General features: G+C 59.0%; 8 protein-coding genes. All 8 read right to left on the reverse strand.

Annotation, left to right across the window (positions count from 1 at the left end; all coding sequences use genetic code 11):
- Position 1: 1 nt before the first annotated feature.
- Positions 2-3,094 (reverse strand): efflux RND transporter permease subunit, encoded by a 3,093-nt coding sequence (locus IEX75_RS21240; protein WP_188797524.1) that lies wholly within the window; start codon positions 3,092-3,094, stop codon positions 2-4.
- Entirely contained in the window at positions 3,087-4,214 is a 1,128-nt protein-coding gene (locus IEX75_RS21245; protein WP_188797526.1) for an efflux RND transporter periplasmic adaptor subunit, read from the reverse strand. The genes IEX75_RS21240 and IEX75_RS21245 overlap by 8 nt, the downstream gene beginning before the upstream one ends.
- Positions 4,215-4,426: 212 nt before the next feature.
- Positions 4,427-6,097 carry a Na/Pi cotransporter family protein gene (locus tag IEX75_RS21250; RefSeq protein WP_188797534.1) on the reverse strand — a complete coding sequence of 557 codons (1,671 nt, stop codon included), beginning with the start codon at positions 6,095-6,097 and terminating at the stop codon, positions 4,427-4,429.
- Positions 6,098-6,235: 138 nt separating this feature from the next.
- Positions 6,236-8,887: a magnesium-translocating P-type ATPase gene (gene mgtA / locus IEX75_RS21255; protein ID WP_423373300.1), complete on the reverse strand. Its 2,652-nt coding sequence runs from the start codon at positions 8,885-8,887 to the stop codon at positions 6,236-6,238.
- A gap of 155 nt (positions 8,888-9,042) precedes the next feature.
- Entirely contained in the window at positions 9,043-9,234 is a 192-nt protein-coding gene (locus IEX75_RS21260; protein WP_188797538.1) for a hypothetical protein, read from the reverse strand.
- Between the two features lie 333 nt (positions 9,235-9,567).
- Positions 9,568-10,986, reverse strand: a complete 1,419-nt coding sequence (locus tag IEX75_RS21265; RefSeq protein ID WP_229721008.1) for an alpha/beta hydrolase family protein — start codon at positions 10,984-10,986, stop codon at positions 9,568-9,570.
- Positions 10,987-11,053: 67 nt separating this feature from the next.
- Positions 11,054-11,884, reverse strand: coding sequence for a sulfotransferase family protein (locus tag IEX75_RS21270; protein ID WP_188797540.1), 831 nt, complete (start codon positions 11,882-11,884; stop codon positions 11,054-11,056).
- A 124-nt stretch (positions 11,885-12,008) separates the two neighbouring features.
- A complete protein-coding gene (locus IEX75_RS21275) occupies positions 12,009-16,049 on the reverse strand; it encodes a beta strand repeat-containing protein (RefSeq protein ID WP_188797542.1) in 4,041 nt (1,346 codons plus the stop codon).
- Between the last annotated feature and the right edge of the window lie 69 nt (positions 16,050-16,118).

Below are 16,118 nucleotides of genomic sequence, written 5' to 3' on the forward strand. Positions count from 1 at the left end.
ATCAGATCTCCACCTCGCCTGGCGCATGTCCCCAGCGTTGCTTGATGAAGTTCTCCATCCCGTAATACAGGCTGGGCAGGATGAATAGCGTCAATAGCGTAGCGATTGGCAAACCACCCACCACCACCGTCGCCAGGCCGCGCTGCACATCAGTGCCGATGCCGGTGGCAAGCGCTGCCGGCAACATGCCGATGCTAGCTACCGTCGCCGTCATCAACACGGGACGGAAGCGCTCGGTGGCGCCGACCAGCACGGCCTCGAATAGCGACAAGCCCTCATGTCGCACTCGATTGATGTTGGACACCATGATGATGCCGTTCTGCACCGCGACGCCGAACAACGCAATGAAGCCGACAGCCGTGGCAATGTTGAGCGTCTCGCCGCGGAAGTGCAGCGCGATCAGGCCACCCACGGTGGCCAGCGGCACCACGCCGAGCACCAGCACGGCCTGGTGGAACTTGCCAAATTCGGCAAACAACAACACCGCCATGATGGCCATCACCAGGCCCATCACCACGATCAGTCGCGCCTGCGCACGCTGTTCGTTCTGGAAATTGCCAGCCCATTCGAGACTATATTGGGACGGGTCGAAATGCACTTTGTCGGCGATCTGCTTCTGCGAATCGGCCAGGTATTCCGACAATGCACGATCACGATTGTCGATGCGGATGGTGAGCTCGCGCTCGCCGTTTTCGTGCGAGATGGTGCTTTCCCCTGTTGCAAGCTGGATATGCGCCACTTGCTTCAACGGCACTTGTGCGCCGGTGGCCGAGGTGAGTGGCAATTCACCCACTGCTTCGAGATTGTTGGCGACATCGTTGGAGACGCGCGCCGTGACGTTATAGACGCGATCGCCCACATACACCTGCGTGATCGGTGAACCACCGATGGCGGTCTGAATCAGATTGGTGATATCGCCGACGTTGATACCGTAGCGCGCGGCCGCATCCCGATCGGCGGTGATCGTCAGCTGCGGAATCGGCGGCTCCTGGAAAATCGATGCGTCGGCAGTACCGCGCACGCCCTTCAACACGCCGACGATTTCGTTGCCGATACGGCGAAGCTCATGGAAATCGTCGCCATAGATGCGCAATACCAGCGGACTATGTGCGCCGCCGATCATATCGTTCTCGCCATCCACGATCGGCTGGCTGATGCCCACGCTGATGCCCGGCATCTGGTCCATGCGCGCCCTGAATTTACGCAGGAATTCAGCCTTGGTCTCACCGTGCCAGGTGCTGTAGGGGGTAAGGCCCACGGCAGCCTCGACGTGTGACGGCGTCCATGGATCGGAACCGGTATCGTTGCGGCCAAGCTGTGTCACCACATAAGACACCTCGGGAAATTCGCGCACAACCTTGCGCAGTTGCGCCGTCATTTGGCTGGCCTTGTCCAGCGACAAGCCGGTAGGCATCTGCACCTGCAGCCACAGCGATCCTTCATCGAGGTCCGGCAGGAACTCGCGGCCGATGGTTGCGCCCAATATCAACACGCCGACGAATGCCACGATGGCAACGCCATAAGCCACCGGCAGGTTGTGCAGCAATCGGCCCAAGGTATGCGTAAAGCCTTCCTGCAGGCGCTTGAGCGGTTTGTTTTCAAATATCTTGCGCGGCTTGCGCAGGGCAAGGAACGCCAGCGCCGGCGTCAATGTAACCGTGCACAGCAGTGCCGCCAGCAGTGCGTAGCTGACGGTAAAGGCCATCGGCCGGAACAGCTTGCCTTCCGCATGCTCGAACGCAAATAACGGGAAATACGCGGTGATGATGATCAACGTCGCAAAGAAGATGGAGCGCCCGACATGACCCGTCACCAGCATCACATCGTCTTCGACCAGCACTTCCGTCGGCTTCATCTCACGCTGACGCAGGATCGCCTCGGTGACCACGATCGCACCATCCACGATCACGCCGAAGTCGATCGCGCCGAGCGAAAACAGATTCGCCGACATGTGCGTGAACTGCATCAGGATGAACACCGTCACCAACGACATGGGAATAGCCACTGCCGCCACCAGCGCGGAACGCGGGCTGCCCAGAAACAGGATCAGCACGATGCACACCAGGCCGATGCCTTCCATCACGGTGTGGAAGACTTTTTCCTTGGTGGCATTCACCAAGTAGTCGCGATCGATGTACGGCACGATCTTTACGTCTTGCGTCGCGAGCTGCTTGTTCAACGCCGCCACCTTGGCGTGAACGCCGTCGAGCACGCGCGAGGGATTCTCGTACTTGAGCAGATCGACGATGCCTTCGATGGTGTCGGGATTGCTGTCCTTGCCGAGAATGCCTTCGCGCACCTGATGGCCATAGCGCAGCTTGCCGAGCTCGCGCACCAGCACGGGTACACCATTGTTCTGCGTGACGACGATGTCGCCCAGATCATTCAGCGAATGCACCATGCCGACGCCACGCACGATGTACGACTGCTCGCCACGCGTGATGCGCCCACCGCCAGCGTTGGAGGTGTTGGCGGAAATCGCCGCCGTCACCTGGTTCACGCTTACGCCGTAGTGCAGCAGTTGCGTGGGATCCAGCTCAAGTTGGAATTCCTTGGTGAAACCGCCGAAGTTGTCGACGTTGATGACGCCTGGTACCTGCTGCAAGGCCGGGATCACAATCCAGCGCTGGATCTCCGACAGCTCCATCAGGTTCTTCGACTTCGATTCCAGCGTGTAGCGATAGATTTCGCCGGCCGGTCCACTGACCGGGTCCAGCCCCGGCGAAACGCCCGCAGGCAGTGTGACCTGACTAAGGCGCTCCTGGACGCGCTGACGCACCCAGTAGTCATCGGAGCCATCCTTGAACACCATGGTGATCAGCGACAGGCCGAACGTGCTGCTCGAACGCATCATCACCAAGTTCTGCGTGGTGGCCAGTTCACGTTCCAGCGGAATGGTAATCTGCTGCTCGATTTCCTCTGCCGCAAGGCCCGGTACCTGCGTGGTGACCTGCGTGGTGACATCACTCAGTTCCGGATACGCCTCGATCGACAGCCGAGTCCACGAGTAGTAACCGAAACAAATGACGAGAAACGTCACCACGATGAACAGTTTTCGTTTCTCGAAACAGAAGCGGAAGAGCTGATTAATCATTGAGCAGCACTCCGCCACGGACGATCACGCGATCGCCCGACTTCAAGCCCTTAAGCACGCGCGTATCACCGGATTCGTCGTAGCTAAGGTCCACGGTGCGGCGCTCGAACGCCCATGGCGATACTTCAACAAACACGCTGATGTTGTCGTTGTTCATCAACAGGGCGGACTCGGGTACGAACACCTGCACCGGTTGCGGTACGTCAATGTTGACGTTGGCGTACATGTTGGGCTTGAGCTTGTCGCCTACATTGGCAAACACGGCACGCACCAGGTCGCGGCGCGTATCCGCCTGCAGTACCGGACTCACGAAAGCGACCGTGCCATGGAACGCCTGGCCCGGATACGCTGACAGCGCTGCATCCACCTTGTCGCCTTTGGCAACCAGCCCCACATCGCTTTCCGGCACGTTGGCAGTGATCCACACCGAATCAAGATTCGAGATGGTCAGCATCGCCGCGGTGGCATCGTTGACGTATGTACCAGGCGACACCGTCAGCGCGGTGACGTAACCGCTGGTCGGCGCCACGACCTGCATCAATCGTTGAGCTGCGGCATCCTGCGTGCCACCCACGGCGGTGAGGCGGGTCTGCGCGCGCTTGAATTCGGCCAGTGCCTGGTTGTAGCCGCTCTGCGCCGATTCCAGATCTTTGGTGGCATTGCCGCCGGCCGCTTTTACAACGCGTGCGCGATCGAGCGTTTTCTTCGCAAGATCCAGCGCATCCCGCGCCTTTGCAACATCGGCATCGGCTTGTGCGAAATCGCCGGAGTCAATGACGGCCAGCAGCTGGCCTTTATTGACACGGTCACCTAGCCCCACCTTCAACTCCATCACCTTGCCGGTGAGTGGCGGCAATACGTTGGCCGTGTGCGTCGGGTCGGCTTCTACGTTGCCTGGAAACGTCATCGCGTGTGGCGCCTGGCGTGATTCCACCGGCTGTACCACGAGCTCTTTGCGCAGCGGGGAGCCATCCGGCACCTTGATCAGGCCGTTCTCGACGGTGAAGGCCGGCGGCTGGTCAGCCTCTTGATGGGAGCCGTGCGAGCAGGCTGCCAGGGTCAGAGCGAGAGTGATGGCGACCGACAGTCGGCGTCCATGTGTTTTCAGCAGGTGAAGCATCGTTTTGTTCCCCATCGATTCGGCGCCATGGCGCTTACTGCAGCCACAAGGCCACAGCCGTGTTGCAAAACGGTGAAGGGGACAAGGCAAAGCCTTGCGTGCCCCGGACCGCGGTTTGGCCGTCCAAGACCACCGCCTCCGGGTCACGCGGGGCGGCAGTCAGCTAAACGGACTAATAGTCGGAGGTTCGGCTTGCGTATGACTGTCCAAGTTCAGGCTTTTCCTTCTGCAACGGCGTGATGGTGTCCATTGGGCTGCACCAGCCGGCCCTGTAGCAGGCCGGCGCGTTCCAATGGCAGGTAGGCAATGGCCGCCAGATGCGAATGAATACGGCGCAAATCGCGCAGGATGCGGAGGTACACGTCGCCACCGCCACCGTCTCGCTGCTGACGCAGCTCGCGGATGTGTCGGTCGGAGGCGTCGTTTTCCAGGCGCCACAGCAATTCCTTGCGCTCCATCAATTGCTGGGCGGCGCGCAGATCCCCGCGCATGAACACCGCAAGGCCCAGGCGCAGGCTTTCCATGATCTGCGCGTGCATGGCGGCAAGATCCTGGATGTCGTCGGCCGAGAAATCCTGGCCGCTTTGGGCTTTCTTGGCGGCGAATTCCACCAGGTTGTTGGCGGTGATATCGCCGATGTGCTCGATGTTGATGACGAACGCGTGGATTTCCTGGCTGCGCTCGCCGTCTTCTTCGTTCAACGCTTCGCCGCCGAGGTCGGCCAAGTACTGTCGGATGGCGACACCGAGGCGGTCCAGATAGGGGTCCTTCTTGCTGATGGCGGCGGCACGCACGCTGTCGTCCTTGCCGAAGATCTCGACCAGGCCCTTCAACATGTCTTCGACCATGTCGGCCATGCGCATGGATTCACGCTGTGCGTTCACCAGCGCTACACCGGCGCTTTCCAGCGCGGCCTCTTCCAGATACAGCGGCATGCCCGGATCGGCCGGCTGTGGCGGCTCAGGCAGCAACCGTACCAGCCATTGCGCGAGCTTGTTCACCGGCAGCAGGAAAATCAGCGCCAAAGCAAGATTGAAGGCGGTGTGAAAATTCACGGCGACACGCGCAGGCGCATCGCCCAGCGTCGACAGCCAGTGCGCCATCGGGTGCAGCAGCGGCAGGCAGATAACGCAGCCAAATGCTCGCACCAGCAGGTTACCCAGCGGCAACCGGCGCGCGACCGGCGTATGTGCTTCAAGCAAGGCCGGCAAGGTGCTGCCGAGATTGGCGCCGAGCACCAGCGCCATCGCACCCGTCGCATCGACCACTCCGCCGGTGGCAAGCGACACGATCAGCAGCACCACGGCCACACTGGAATGGCACATCCAGGTCAGCAGAGCAGCGACCAGTACAGCGATAACTGGCTCGTCTGCGAGTGCCTGCATGCCCGCCTTGAGCAACTGCGCGTTTTCCATCGGCGCCATGGTCAGTACGAGCAGATGCAGGGACAACAGCATCAGGCCCAGGCCGATACCGACACGGCCGATGTTTTCATAGCGCACATCATCCGTGCGTCGGTGCAAGGCGGTACCGAACAAAATCAAAATCGGTGCGATCAGCGCGATATTGAACGACATCACCTGCACGATCAGCGTAGTGCCGACGTTGGCGCCGAGCATCACCGCGAGACCCGGGGCGAGCCCAAGCATGCCGCTGGCAGCAAACGAGGTAGCCATCATGCCGGTAGCAGTACTGCTCTGCAGCAGCGCAGTGATGCAGATGCCGAACGCAAAAGCGCTCGGCCGGGTGCCGAGAAAACGGCCTAGCGAACGGCGCAGCATGCTGCCGTAACCGCGCAGTACGCCGCTGGTGACCATGTGCGTACCCCACAAGAGCAGGGCGACATAGCCGGCGATGTCGAAGAGTGCGAAGGTGCCTTTCATGGCCGGCCTCCCAAAAATTTCAACGTTGGTAGGTGCGAACGTAGGTTGGGTTAGCGCAGCGTAACCCAACGTATTCGCGCGATATCGTTGGGTTACGCTGCGCTAACCCAACCTACGGAAAAATAAACCGCGGTGGTATTACAACCATCCCCGGTAACGGCGCATATAAAGCACCTTCACCGCCTGCGTCAGCGCACAGTAAGCCACCACGGTGGCCGCCAGCCAGCCGAAATACGCATCGGGCAAATGCACCATGCCGATCTTCGTGCCGATCCCAGTGAACGGGATGACCATGCCGATCACGATGATCGCCGTCGTGAGGCCCAATACCGGCGCCGCGGCCACGCTCTGCAGGAACGGAATCCGGCGCGTGCGGATCATATGCACCACCAGCGTCTGCGTGAGCAGGCTCTCGATAAACCAGCCCGACTGGAACAGTGATTGATGCTCCCCGGCGTTGGCACCGAATACAAACCACAACAGCAGAAACGTCGTGATATCGAAGATCGAGCTGGTCGGGCCGATCCACACCATGAAGCGGCCAATGTCGCTGGCATCCCATTTGCGCGGCTTACGCAGATATTCCTCATCCATGCGGTCGAACGGAATCGACAACTGAGAAATGTCATACAGCAGATTCAGCACCAGCACCTGCAACGGCAGCATTGGCAGGAACGGCAGGAAGAAACTCGCCACCACCATGCTGAGTACGTTGCCGAAGTTGGAGCTGGCAGTCATCTTGATGTACTTGATGATATTGCCGAAGGTAATGCGGCCTTCCACCACCCCCTCCTCCAGCACCATCAAGTTCTTTTCCAACAGGATGATGTCGGCCGATTCCTTGGCGATATCGGTGGCGGTATCCACCGAGATGCCGACGTCCGCTTCGCGCAAGGCGGGGGCATCGTTGATGCCATCGCCGAGGAAGCCCACCGTGTGACCCTGGCGCTGCAGCGATTTCACCACGCGCGCCTTCTGCAGCGGCGACATCTTGGCGAACACGGTAGTGCGCTTCACCAAGTCATCGAGCGCGGCATCATCCAACGGTTCGATGTCACGGCCTTGCGCGGAGTTCTCCACGTTCAGGCCAACCTCGCGGCAGATCTTGCGCGTCACCGCTTCGTTGTCGCCGGTGATCACCTTCACTTCCACGCCGTGATGGTGAAGCGCCGCAATGGCGGTAGCTGCCGTGTCCTTCGGCGGATCGAGGAAGGCGAGGCAACCGACCGCGGTCAGCTCGGTTTCGTCGGCCACGCCATAGGCGCGATTGCTCGGCGGCTGTTGCTTGATCGCCACCACCAGCACGCGCAGACCATCCTCGTTGAGGCGGCGCGTCATCGCCTTGATTTCGCGGCGGCGCTCTTCCGTCATCGGTACGATCTCGTCACCGCGCCGCTCGGTGGAGGAAATGGCCAGCATCTCTTCCACCGCGCCCTTGCACACCAGCAGGTTGTGGCCGTCGCCATTGGCGAGCACCACCGACATGCGGCGACGTTGGAAGTCGAACGGGATTTCGTCTACTACACGGTAACGCGACACGATCGGTTCCAGATCGCGATGCGCCAGCACGGCCTTGTCCATCAGGTTCTTCAAACCGGTCTGGAAGTGGCTGTTGAGATAACCGTATTCCAGGGCGTCATCCGAATCTTCGCCATCCAGGTCGAGGTGGCGTTCCAGCACGATCTTGTCGAGCGTCAGCGTGCCGGTCTTGTCCGTGCACAACACGTCCATCGCGCCGAAGTTCTGGATCGCATTCAAACGCTTCACCACCACCTTGCGCTTGGACATCGCCATGGCGCCCTTGGCGAGGTTGGCCGTGACAATCAACGGCAGCATCTCTGGCGTGAGGCCCACGGCTACCGACAGCGCGAACATCAGCGCCTCGAGAAAACCGTGCTTGTACCACTGGATGCCCAGCACCACCGGCACCATCACCAGCATGAAGCGGATCAGCAGCCAGCTCACGCTCTTTACGCCGCGATCGAAGCTGGTCTGCACTCGCTCGCCGACAATGGTGCTGGCCAACGACCCCAAGTAGGTACGCGAACCCGTCGCTACCGCCACCGCAGTGGCCGAACCGCTCACCACGTTGGTGCCCATGTAGCAAACGGTAGGCAGGTCCAGCGGATTACCTTTCTGCGCGCCGTGCTCGCCGGCTTCCACCACGTGTGCCTGCGCTGGGCCGGCCTTTTCCACCGGCAGGGATTCACCGGTGAGGATCGCCTGGCTGATGAACAAGTCCTTGGCGGTAAGCAAGCGCAGATCCGCAGGCACCATGTCGCCCGCCGCCAGATGCACGAGGTCGCCGACCACCAGCTCGTTCACCGGTACTTCGATGCGCTCGCTGTGGCCATCCGAGGCACGTCGCGTCACCGTGGCGGTATTGCGCACCATCGCCTTGAGCTTTTCCGCCGCCTGCGAGGAGCGGTATTCCTGGCTGAAGCTCAGCAGCACGCTGATGCCCACCATCACCGCGATGATGACCGGGCCTGACAGGTCATCCGGCGTTACGAACACCTGCACCACCGCCAGGATCACCAGCACGATGATGAAAGGGTTGTTGAAGGCGCGCAGCAGCTGCACCGACCAGTGCGGCGGCTTCTCGTGCGATACCTCGTTGATGCCGTCGCGTTCGAGGCGTTCGGTGATCTGTTCTTCGTCGAGACCAGCCAGGCTGGTGTCCAGGCCGCTCAGCAAGGCTTCGTTTTCGCGGAATGCATCCTGCGCGGCTGCCACATGCTGGGGTGCTGCCGCAGTCTTGGCTTTGGCCGCCTGGGTGACTCGGTTCATCATCGCTCGCTTCCGTGGGATCAAGTTGTTGCGACGGAGGCAAGCTTTAAGGAAAGGCCCGCCCCCTCAGGGCAATCCGCGGCCAGGACGACGCCCCGCGGACCGGCGTTGCGGTCCTGGCGGAGGCCACCCTTTATGAAGCCGCGGATGACGCATTAGTGACTTGATACCAAATGAAGATGACGGGACGTGCGTGCCACATCGGCCTGGGCACGCTCGACCGCCTGCCGCGGGGTCAGTGGCTGGGGAACGGTGACGGTGATAACGGGACGCACGGCTTGACGGCGGCCAGCCAGGGAAAACCGGCCCGCGGTGCGGAAACGAAAGAAATCGCGAAGGAGCTTCATTGGCCCATCTCCTCATTCGGTGCCCGCGGCACCGTGAGGGTTAGGCCGGACTTCCCTAGTCGAGGAAAGCGCCGGCCAACCGCTGGCGGTTGCCGCGAACGATCAGCTTGTTATGCAATGCCGGCACCCGATGCTCGCGGATGTCGACGTTGCGACTAGGGTAAACGTCCATATGCCTTGGTTAGTTCGGACAGAGGCCCGGCCGGTCGTACTGCGCCGGTGGGCGCGGGAATTGTCTTGCTGCGGTGCGAAACTGTCAAGCCTTGGTCATAAACTTTTTCGCGATTCACTAAATCTGTCATCAAGCAAACGGCCAATGAGGATGATGAAAGGTCACTGCTGCCAGACCACGTCGCCATCCACCGCATATAAACGGCAGTCCCGATGCTTCGCGTTGCATTTCGCGAGGGCGTAGGCCACCGGATCGGCGCCTAATGCCGCAGCATCCCAGCCGCCATCGGCAGCGATGACAAAAGCACGTGGCCGGGGCATGGCGAGGAATTTCTCATAGGCTGCACGCCCTTTCGCATCGAGATACGGTACGGCCTGCTCATTGGCAAGCGGGGCGAAATGCGTAGGTGGGGGAACGGGAGTCGGGCGCGTCCACACGACGTCATTGTCGACTGCATAAAGCCTGCAATCGGGGCTCCTCTGACTACACAGTTGCAACGCTCGTGCGATGGGATCAAAGCCTTCCGAAGCCTCACTCGCACCGTGCATGCCGATGGCCAGCGCCCTGGGTAACGGTTTAGCGAGAAATTTTTGGTAATACGCCGCGGCCTGGTCCGGATGAACACTCAGGTACGGCAGCGCCTGCACATCATCCAGCGCCGCATAGTGGCTCGGTGGCGGAGCCGGCGTGGGCAGGTATGCGGGATAAACGAGTGTGCTCGGCAAACCAACGCGCGCAAGAAACGCATCCAGCTTCGGCATCCACAGATTCAGGCCCGCACCCGAGCCGAGCAGATTGTGCGAGTTGTTTTCGAACTTGCCATAGGCAACCAGTTCCGCCGGCGCTCCTTCGGCCGTGTAGCGCTCGAACATCGCATGCCAGACCGGTGTCGCAAACAATGCGTCGTTGTCACCGAAGAACCAGATCGAAGGCGTGGATGCTCGCGTACCAAGCGCACCTGCCGCCGCAATCAGCGCCTTGTCAGGATTACGACAATCCGATGCCTTCATGCCACCTGCAAAACTCACCAGGCCTTTAACACCAGGCTCGTTGAGCGTGCCGAAAGCCAAGGTGTTCCATCCACCAAAACTCTGTCCCGCCACCACGATCCGTGAACCATCGATATAAGGCTGCTGCTTCAAATACCCGATTACCGCGCGTATATCCTTCGCGGCTTCAAGGCCAGTCTCAACAAAGTCACAACCATGCGCATGAATATGCCCGCCCGATCCGGCATAGCCACGCATCATCGGCAACGCCACTGCATAGCCACGCGAGAGGAAGTAATAAGCCGAGAAGGTCAGGTGATATCGAGGCTGCTCCGCGGGCGGCAGATCCGACGTGGAGCCGTGGTTCATGACCGCCAGAGGAAATGGCCCTGGACCGTCCGGAGTGTAAACCGTCATGACCAAGGTAACGAGATCGCCTGGGTCACTCGCCACATGAAGTATGCGCTCGTGCTGCAGCATCGCTGCGGGAGCTTTGTTGGCGTCGGAGATGTCCTCTGCGCTGACCAAAGAGGCCGCCAAGAACAACGCGATCAACGCCAATAGCAACTGCTTGTTACCGACAATCTTCATAGAGCTCTGGTCCTGAGCAGATTTTTACACCGCTACTTTCACTGCATATTTTTCAAGCAACCAGCCATCAAAGCACTGCAACCTTCTTCGTATTCAACTTTTCGCTCTCCCAGAAATTCATGTCCGCATATTTCATGAAAATATCGGGTGGAAGAAGCGTAGGGCGATTTCGCTCCTCAACCTTTCGCTTTACGGTATGAAGACCAGGCATTCCCAATCTTCGGTCGAACTCGTCTTCGGCGTATTCGACATTCTCAAAATCATGCTTAAACGAGGGCTCGCCGAGGAAATCGTAAAGGCGACCGATAACACTTGAAGGGTTTCTAACCAGAGACTCGTACCTCATGACAATGAGTTTATCGGCGTACGCACCAAACCATGCTTCGCGCAACGAGCCCCAGGGAAGCCCGACAAGCCCTCGCTCCGAATCCATCAGGTCTTTTACTCGCCCATAAACGTTGCGCGCACTTTTGCTCTGAAACATTCCCGAGACATGGGTTGGGTTGCGCCGAACGAGCTGCTCGACACTATCGATCACCCATGGTACTTCTCGCACGCAACAGATCACCTTGGCTTGAGGAAACAGAGCGTTCAGCAGCGAGAGCTTCGCCGTCCATGTGCGATTCGTATCGAAGATCAGCTTATCTTGCTCGATATCATCGTGGTGATATGCGCCGAACAAGCTATGCAATACACGATGCCGACGTTCGTCCCCAAAGAACGACGCATATTCGCTTGCCCCGCTCATCTTGGGAAGCACTGCATTGAAGAACGACGCCACCGGACTACTCATGCCGGCGGAGAACCGTTGATTTTGCCGAAGAATAGCGGATAACAGCGTTGAGCCAGATCTCGGCAACCCTGATATGAAATGTACGGAATGGTTACAGGACTGCATTTTTCTTTCTCTTGGAATCGATAAGCATGGGCGTTAATCACGCCTTAACACGCGCAGGCACTACTTGCGTGCACTGGGGATCCCTGCATGGCGTATCGCCATGCAGGGCCTTTCTGCATTTCACTTATACCGCTCTAGCATGGCTCAAGCTGCCTACCAGCAAATGCTCCTTCTGCAGATACAGCTCCGCCATCGGATTGAGATCGATCCCCTGCTCACCTGCATCGAACGTGCTCATCGCCTGCACCAGCTGATGCACCTGAGATAGCTCAGCGTTGCTGCTGGATGTGTTGGCGTAGAGCTTCTGCACATTGGTCGCGTCGGTGGCACTGATGGCTTGGTTATCCGTACCCAGCATCGCATTCATGATCGACCCAGCCACATCGGTGTCCGTCAATCCCAATGCATGCCCGATCTCATGCAAGACCACCTGCTCGAACGTGGCATCCGTATTGGCATACGTCAGCTGACCACTGGCGTTGCTCGTGAGTGCCGCCTGGTTCGGATCTTCCAACGCCACGTTGGCGCCGGTGAGCACGCCGGCCTCGCTGCTGTACTTGGTCAGGCCGATCTGGTTCGTGCTGGCCGGATTCAAATCGCTGAAGCCCACTTCGATATCGGCTTTGCTGCCGGCCGCCACTTCATCGAAGTTGAGGCCCGACGCCTTCGCCCAGGCCTGGAACGCTTGCGCTACCGAGGCTTGTTCGGCGCTATTCGCGATGGCATCGCTATAGCCATTTCCAGCGCTGGCAAAGCTCCAGGTGATGGTCTTGTCCACCCACTTGGCACCTTCGTATACGCTGTCCGAATGCTCGGCCTTGGCAATTTGCGCGGCACTGGGATTCTTGTTCTTCCATTTCGTCATGCCATAGCCGTAATAACCCGTTCCTGGATCCGAATAACCACCGCTGCCGGTCGGATCATCCCAATTGGAACCGGTATCGCTCGAGCCGCTGACGTAATCGCCGGTGTTCGTTCCATCGAAAGTAATCGACGCATCCGACGCATCCACGGTGTCGTCGGTGCCGGTGATGGTGAAATCGTCACCTGAATTACCCACGATCTTGTCGTCCGACCCGTCGATGGTGACGCCATCGTCACCGGACACGTCAACCGTGGCGTGGCTGATATCGATCAGGTCACCTTGACCGCTTAGCGAGACCTGATCATCCGAGCCGGTGACCGTGTCATCACTGCCATCGATAGTGAAGTCATCCTGGCTGTCGGCATGCAGCGTGTCATCGGAACCACTGAAAAAGTCATTCTTGTCGCTGCCGTTCAACGACAACACGTCGCCCGACCCCATGCCGATAGCGTTGCCGCTGCCATCGATATCCACCTGGGCGTTGTCGGTGACCCAGATGCCACTATCCTGGCCATTGGCCATCGCATCGCCGTTGGCGATATTGCTGCCGATCACCGTGTCGGCGTTGCCACCCGTTCCATTGACCCAAACCAGTTCGTCCGAGCCGGCATCGATGGTATTGCCGCCGCCGGTAACGCCAATGCTGTCACCTGTCGTACCGGCGACCGTGTCGCCGCTACCCGTAACATTTACCTGCGTATTGTTGGCCACCCAGATGCCGCTGTCCTGGCCATTGGCCAACGTGTCGCCCGTCGCGATATCGCTGCCAATGACCGTATCGGCCGTACCGTTCGTCGCGTTGAGCCAGACCAATTCGTCAGCGCCGGCGTCAACCGTATTGCCGCCGCCATTGATGCCGATGCTGTCACCACTCGTACCCGCGATGGTGTCGCTGCTACCCGTGACATTTACCTGCGTATTGTTGGCCACCCAAATACCGCTGTCCTGGCCGTTGGCCAACGTGTCGCCCGTCGCGATATCGCTACCGACGACCGTATCGGCCGTACCGTTCGTCGCGTTGAGCCAGACCAATTCGTCAGCGCCGGCGTCAACCGTATTGCCACCGCCATTGACACCGATGCTGTCACCACTCGTGCCCGCGATGGTATTGCTGCTACCCGTAACATTTACCTGAGTATTGTTGGCCACCCAGATGCCGCTGTCCTGGCCGTTGGCCATCGTATCGCCCGTAGCGATATCACTGCCGATGACTGTATCAGCCGTACCGTTCGTCGCATTGAGCCAGACCAATTCGTCCGAACCGGCGTCAACCGTATTGCCGCCGCCATTGACACCGATACTGTCACCACTCGCGCCTCCGATGCTGTTGTCACTGCCTTCGACATTCACCTGGGCGTTGTTTGCCACCCAGATGCCGCTGCCCTGGCCATTGGCCATGGTGTCGCCTGTGGCGATTGCGCTGCCAACGACTGTGTCGGCTGTGCCGTTCGTTCCGTTGATCCAGACCAACTCGTCGGAGCCGGCGTCGATCGTATTCCCGCTACCAGTGACGCCCATTCCATCACCGGTCGTTCCCTTCACAGTATTGTCACTGCCGAACGCGTTGACGAACGCATCCGTGCCAGCACTGATGTTTGCACCCGAACCATTGATCGTATCGGTGTCGTCTGCAGCGACAGCAATCGTATCGCCGCTGCTAGAAAGCGTCAGCGATTGATTCGTACCGTTCATATCAACGGTATTGGCACCAGCAACGGTTCCGCTACTATCCGCGCCATCCAAAGCAATGGTATTGCCGGCCGATGTGACAGTTTCCCCGGTACCCGTGAGCGCAAGCGACGAATTGCTGCTGGCATCCAGGTTGAAGGTATCGTTGGAACCCGACACCGTGCCCATGAACTGGCCTGCACCACCGTTCAACCTGAAGCCGGAACCATTGAGCATCTCGCCGGTGTCACCGGCGCTGGTATTGACCGTGTCGCCGCTGGTATCCAAGGTCAGCGACTGATTTGCACTCTCCAAGCTGATCGTGTTGACGCCGGTCACCGTAGCACCGGCATCCGAGCCCATAAGACTGATTTGGTTACCTGTAGAGAACACGGACTGGCTCGCTCCACCCAACGTCAGGTCGGAGCTTGTATTGGAGACCAGGTAGATGGAATTGCCGATACCATCGACTGTGCCGGAGAAGCTGCCCCCAGCATTAATGATGGTCTGGTCACCATCAAAGGTGTTACCGGAATCACCAGCAGTATCGTTGATCGTCCCACCCATCGCGGTGACGGTATTGCCATTGCCTTGCACATCGGTCGTCGTGCCGCTACCGGAGGTGACATTATTGGCATTGCCGGTGATTGCAACTTGGCTCGCTGGAGCAGCCGATACGGTGGCGTTGCTGATGTCGTCTTGTGCGCCCTGGCCAAACAGATAGGCCGACTGCTGACCGGAAGGCGTGGTCTGGTTAAAAACGCACTTCGTTACCTGCGATGGACTAGAAGATCCGCTCAGGCTGAAAGTTCCGTTCGAAGTCTGGATGCCCTGCGCGCTCAGCGACCAACCGCCATCACCATTGGCATCGGGTGTGACGACAAAATTATTAGGCGTAACACTTGGCCAAGTGATCAGTGAATTATTGAGTCCTGCCGAATTGATGGTGGACGACGATCCGTTGCACAGCTGAACAGCCACACTGTCATCAATATATTGCTTATACGTGAGACTGGTTGCCGACGATGGATTTTGCGTCGACATCCAGTTAGCCGCTGCGGCCACCTGAGCTGCAGCGAGGCTCGGGTAGGATCCAATGGTGACTCCGTTTAGAACGTTTTGAAGACCACTGTTGTCATTGGCCGCCTGCACGTCAAATCCGGCGCCGTATTGGGCGGTGTTCCATTGATTGAATTCATTCGCCACATTGTATGAGGCTACCGAAGCGACCCCTTCCGCATTAAGGTCCGCGCTTTCTCCCTGTGACAGGCTCGTCGGATTTTGTGTGTACTGGCCACCTTGCGACACCGTATGTGCCACTTCGTGACCGATTTCCACTCCGATGGCCTCCGCTTCGTTGACCCCGTCGTTTTGTGCAACGTTGATGGTCGTCGGATCAAAGTTGGCGAAGAAACTCGAAGATATGGTGGCCGTGCTCCCGGATCCGGACGTATTTACCGGATCCTGATTGTTCGTCCCAATGACAAGTTTGTTATTTGCATTGGCGGTAAATGTATTGATCAAGCCAACCAGCGTGGGCGAGTTGTTCAATATCGGAATGAGGTCCATCAATTGCTGGTTGCCGCCCGTTGCCGCCTGAAAAGCGGATACGTTGATTGTAGGGTTTGACACTTTCTTCTCCCAGTTTGCGATCAACAGCCCGAAGTTGCATTTCGGCCCGTCCGTGCCCCTATGTGATGC

The organism is Dyella nitratireducens (genome assembly GCF_014642835.1).
Classification (GTDB): Bacteria; Pseudomonadota; Gammaproteobacteria; order Xanthomonadales; family Rhodanobacteraceae; genus Dyella_B; species Dyella_B nitratireducens.

Bases quoted from the DNA above. Each gene is read 5' to 3' on its own strand.
- IEX75_RS21240 (WP_188797524.1), bottom strand. From the start codon at position 3,094: ATGATTAATCAGCTCTTCCGCTTCTGTTTCGAGAAACGAAAACTGTTC.
- IEX75_RS21245 (WP_188797526.1), bottom strand. From the start codon at position 4,214: ATGCTTCACCTGCTGAAAACACATGGACGCCGACTGTCGGTCGCCATC.
- IEX75_RS21250 (WP_188797534.1), bottom strand. From the start codon at position 6,097: ATGAAAGGCACCTTCGCACTCTTCGACATCGCCGGCTATGTCGCCCTG.
- mgtA (WP_423373300.1), bottom strand. From the start codon at position 8,887: ATGAACCGAGTCACCCAGGCGGCCAAAGCCAAGACTGCGGCAGCACCC.
- IEX75_RS21260 (WP_188797538.1), bottom strand. From the start codon at position 9,234: ATGAAGCTCCTTCGCGATTTCTTTCGTTTCCGCACCGCGGGCCGGTTT.
- IEX75_RS21265 (WP_229721008.1), bottom strand. From the start codon at position 10,986: ATGAAGATTGTCGGTAACAAGCAGTTGCTATTGGCGTTGATCGCGTTG.
- IEX75_RS21270 (WP_188797540.1), bottom strand. From the start codon at position 11,884: ATGCAGTCCTGTAACCATTCCGTACATTTCATATCAGGGTTGCCGAGA.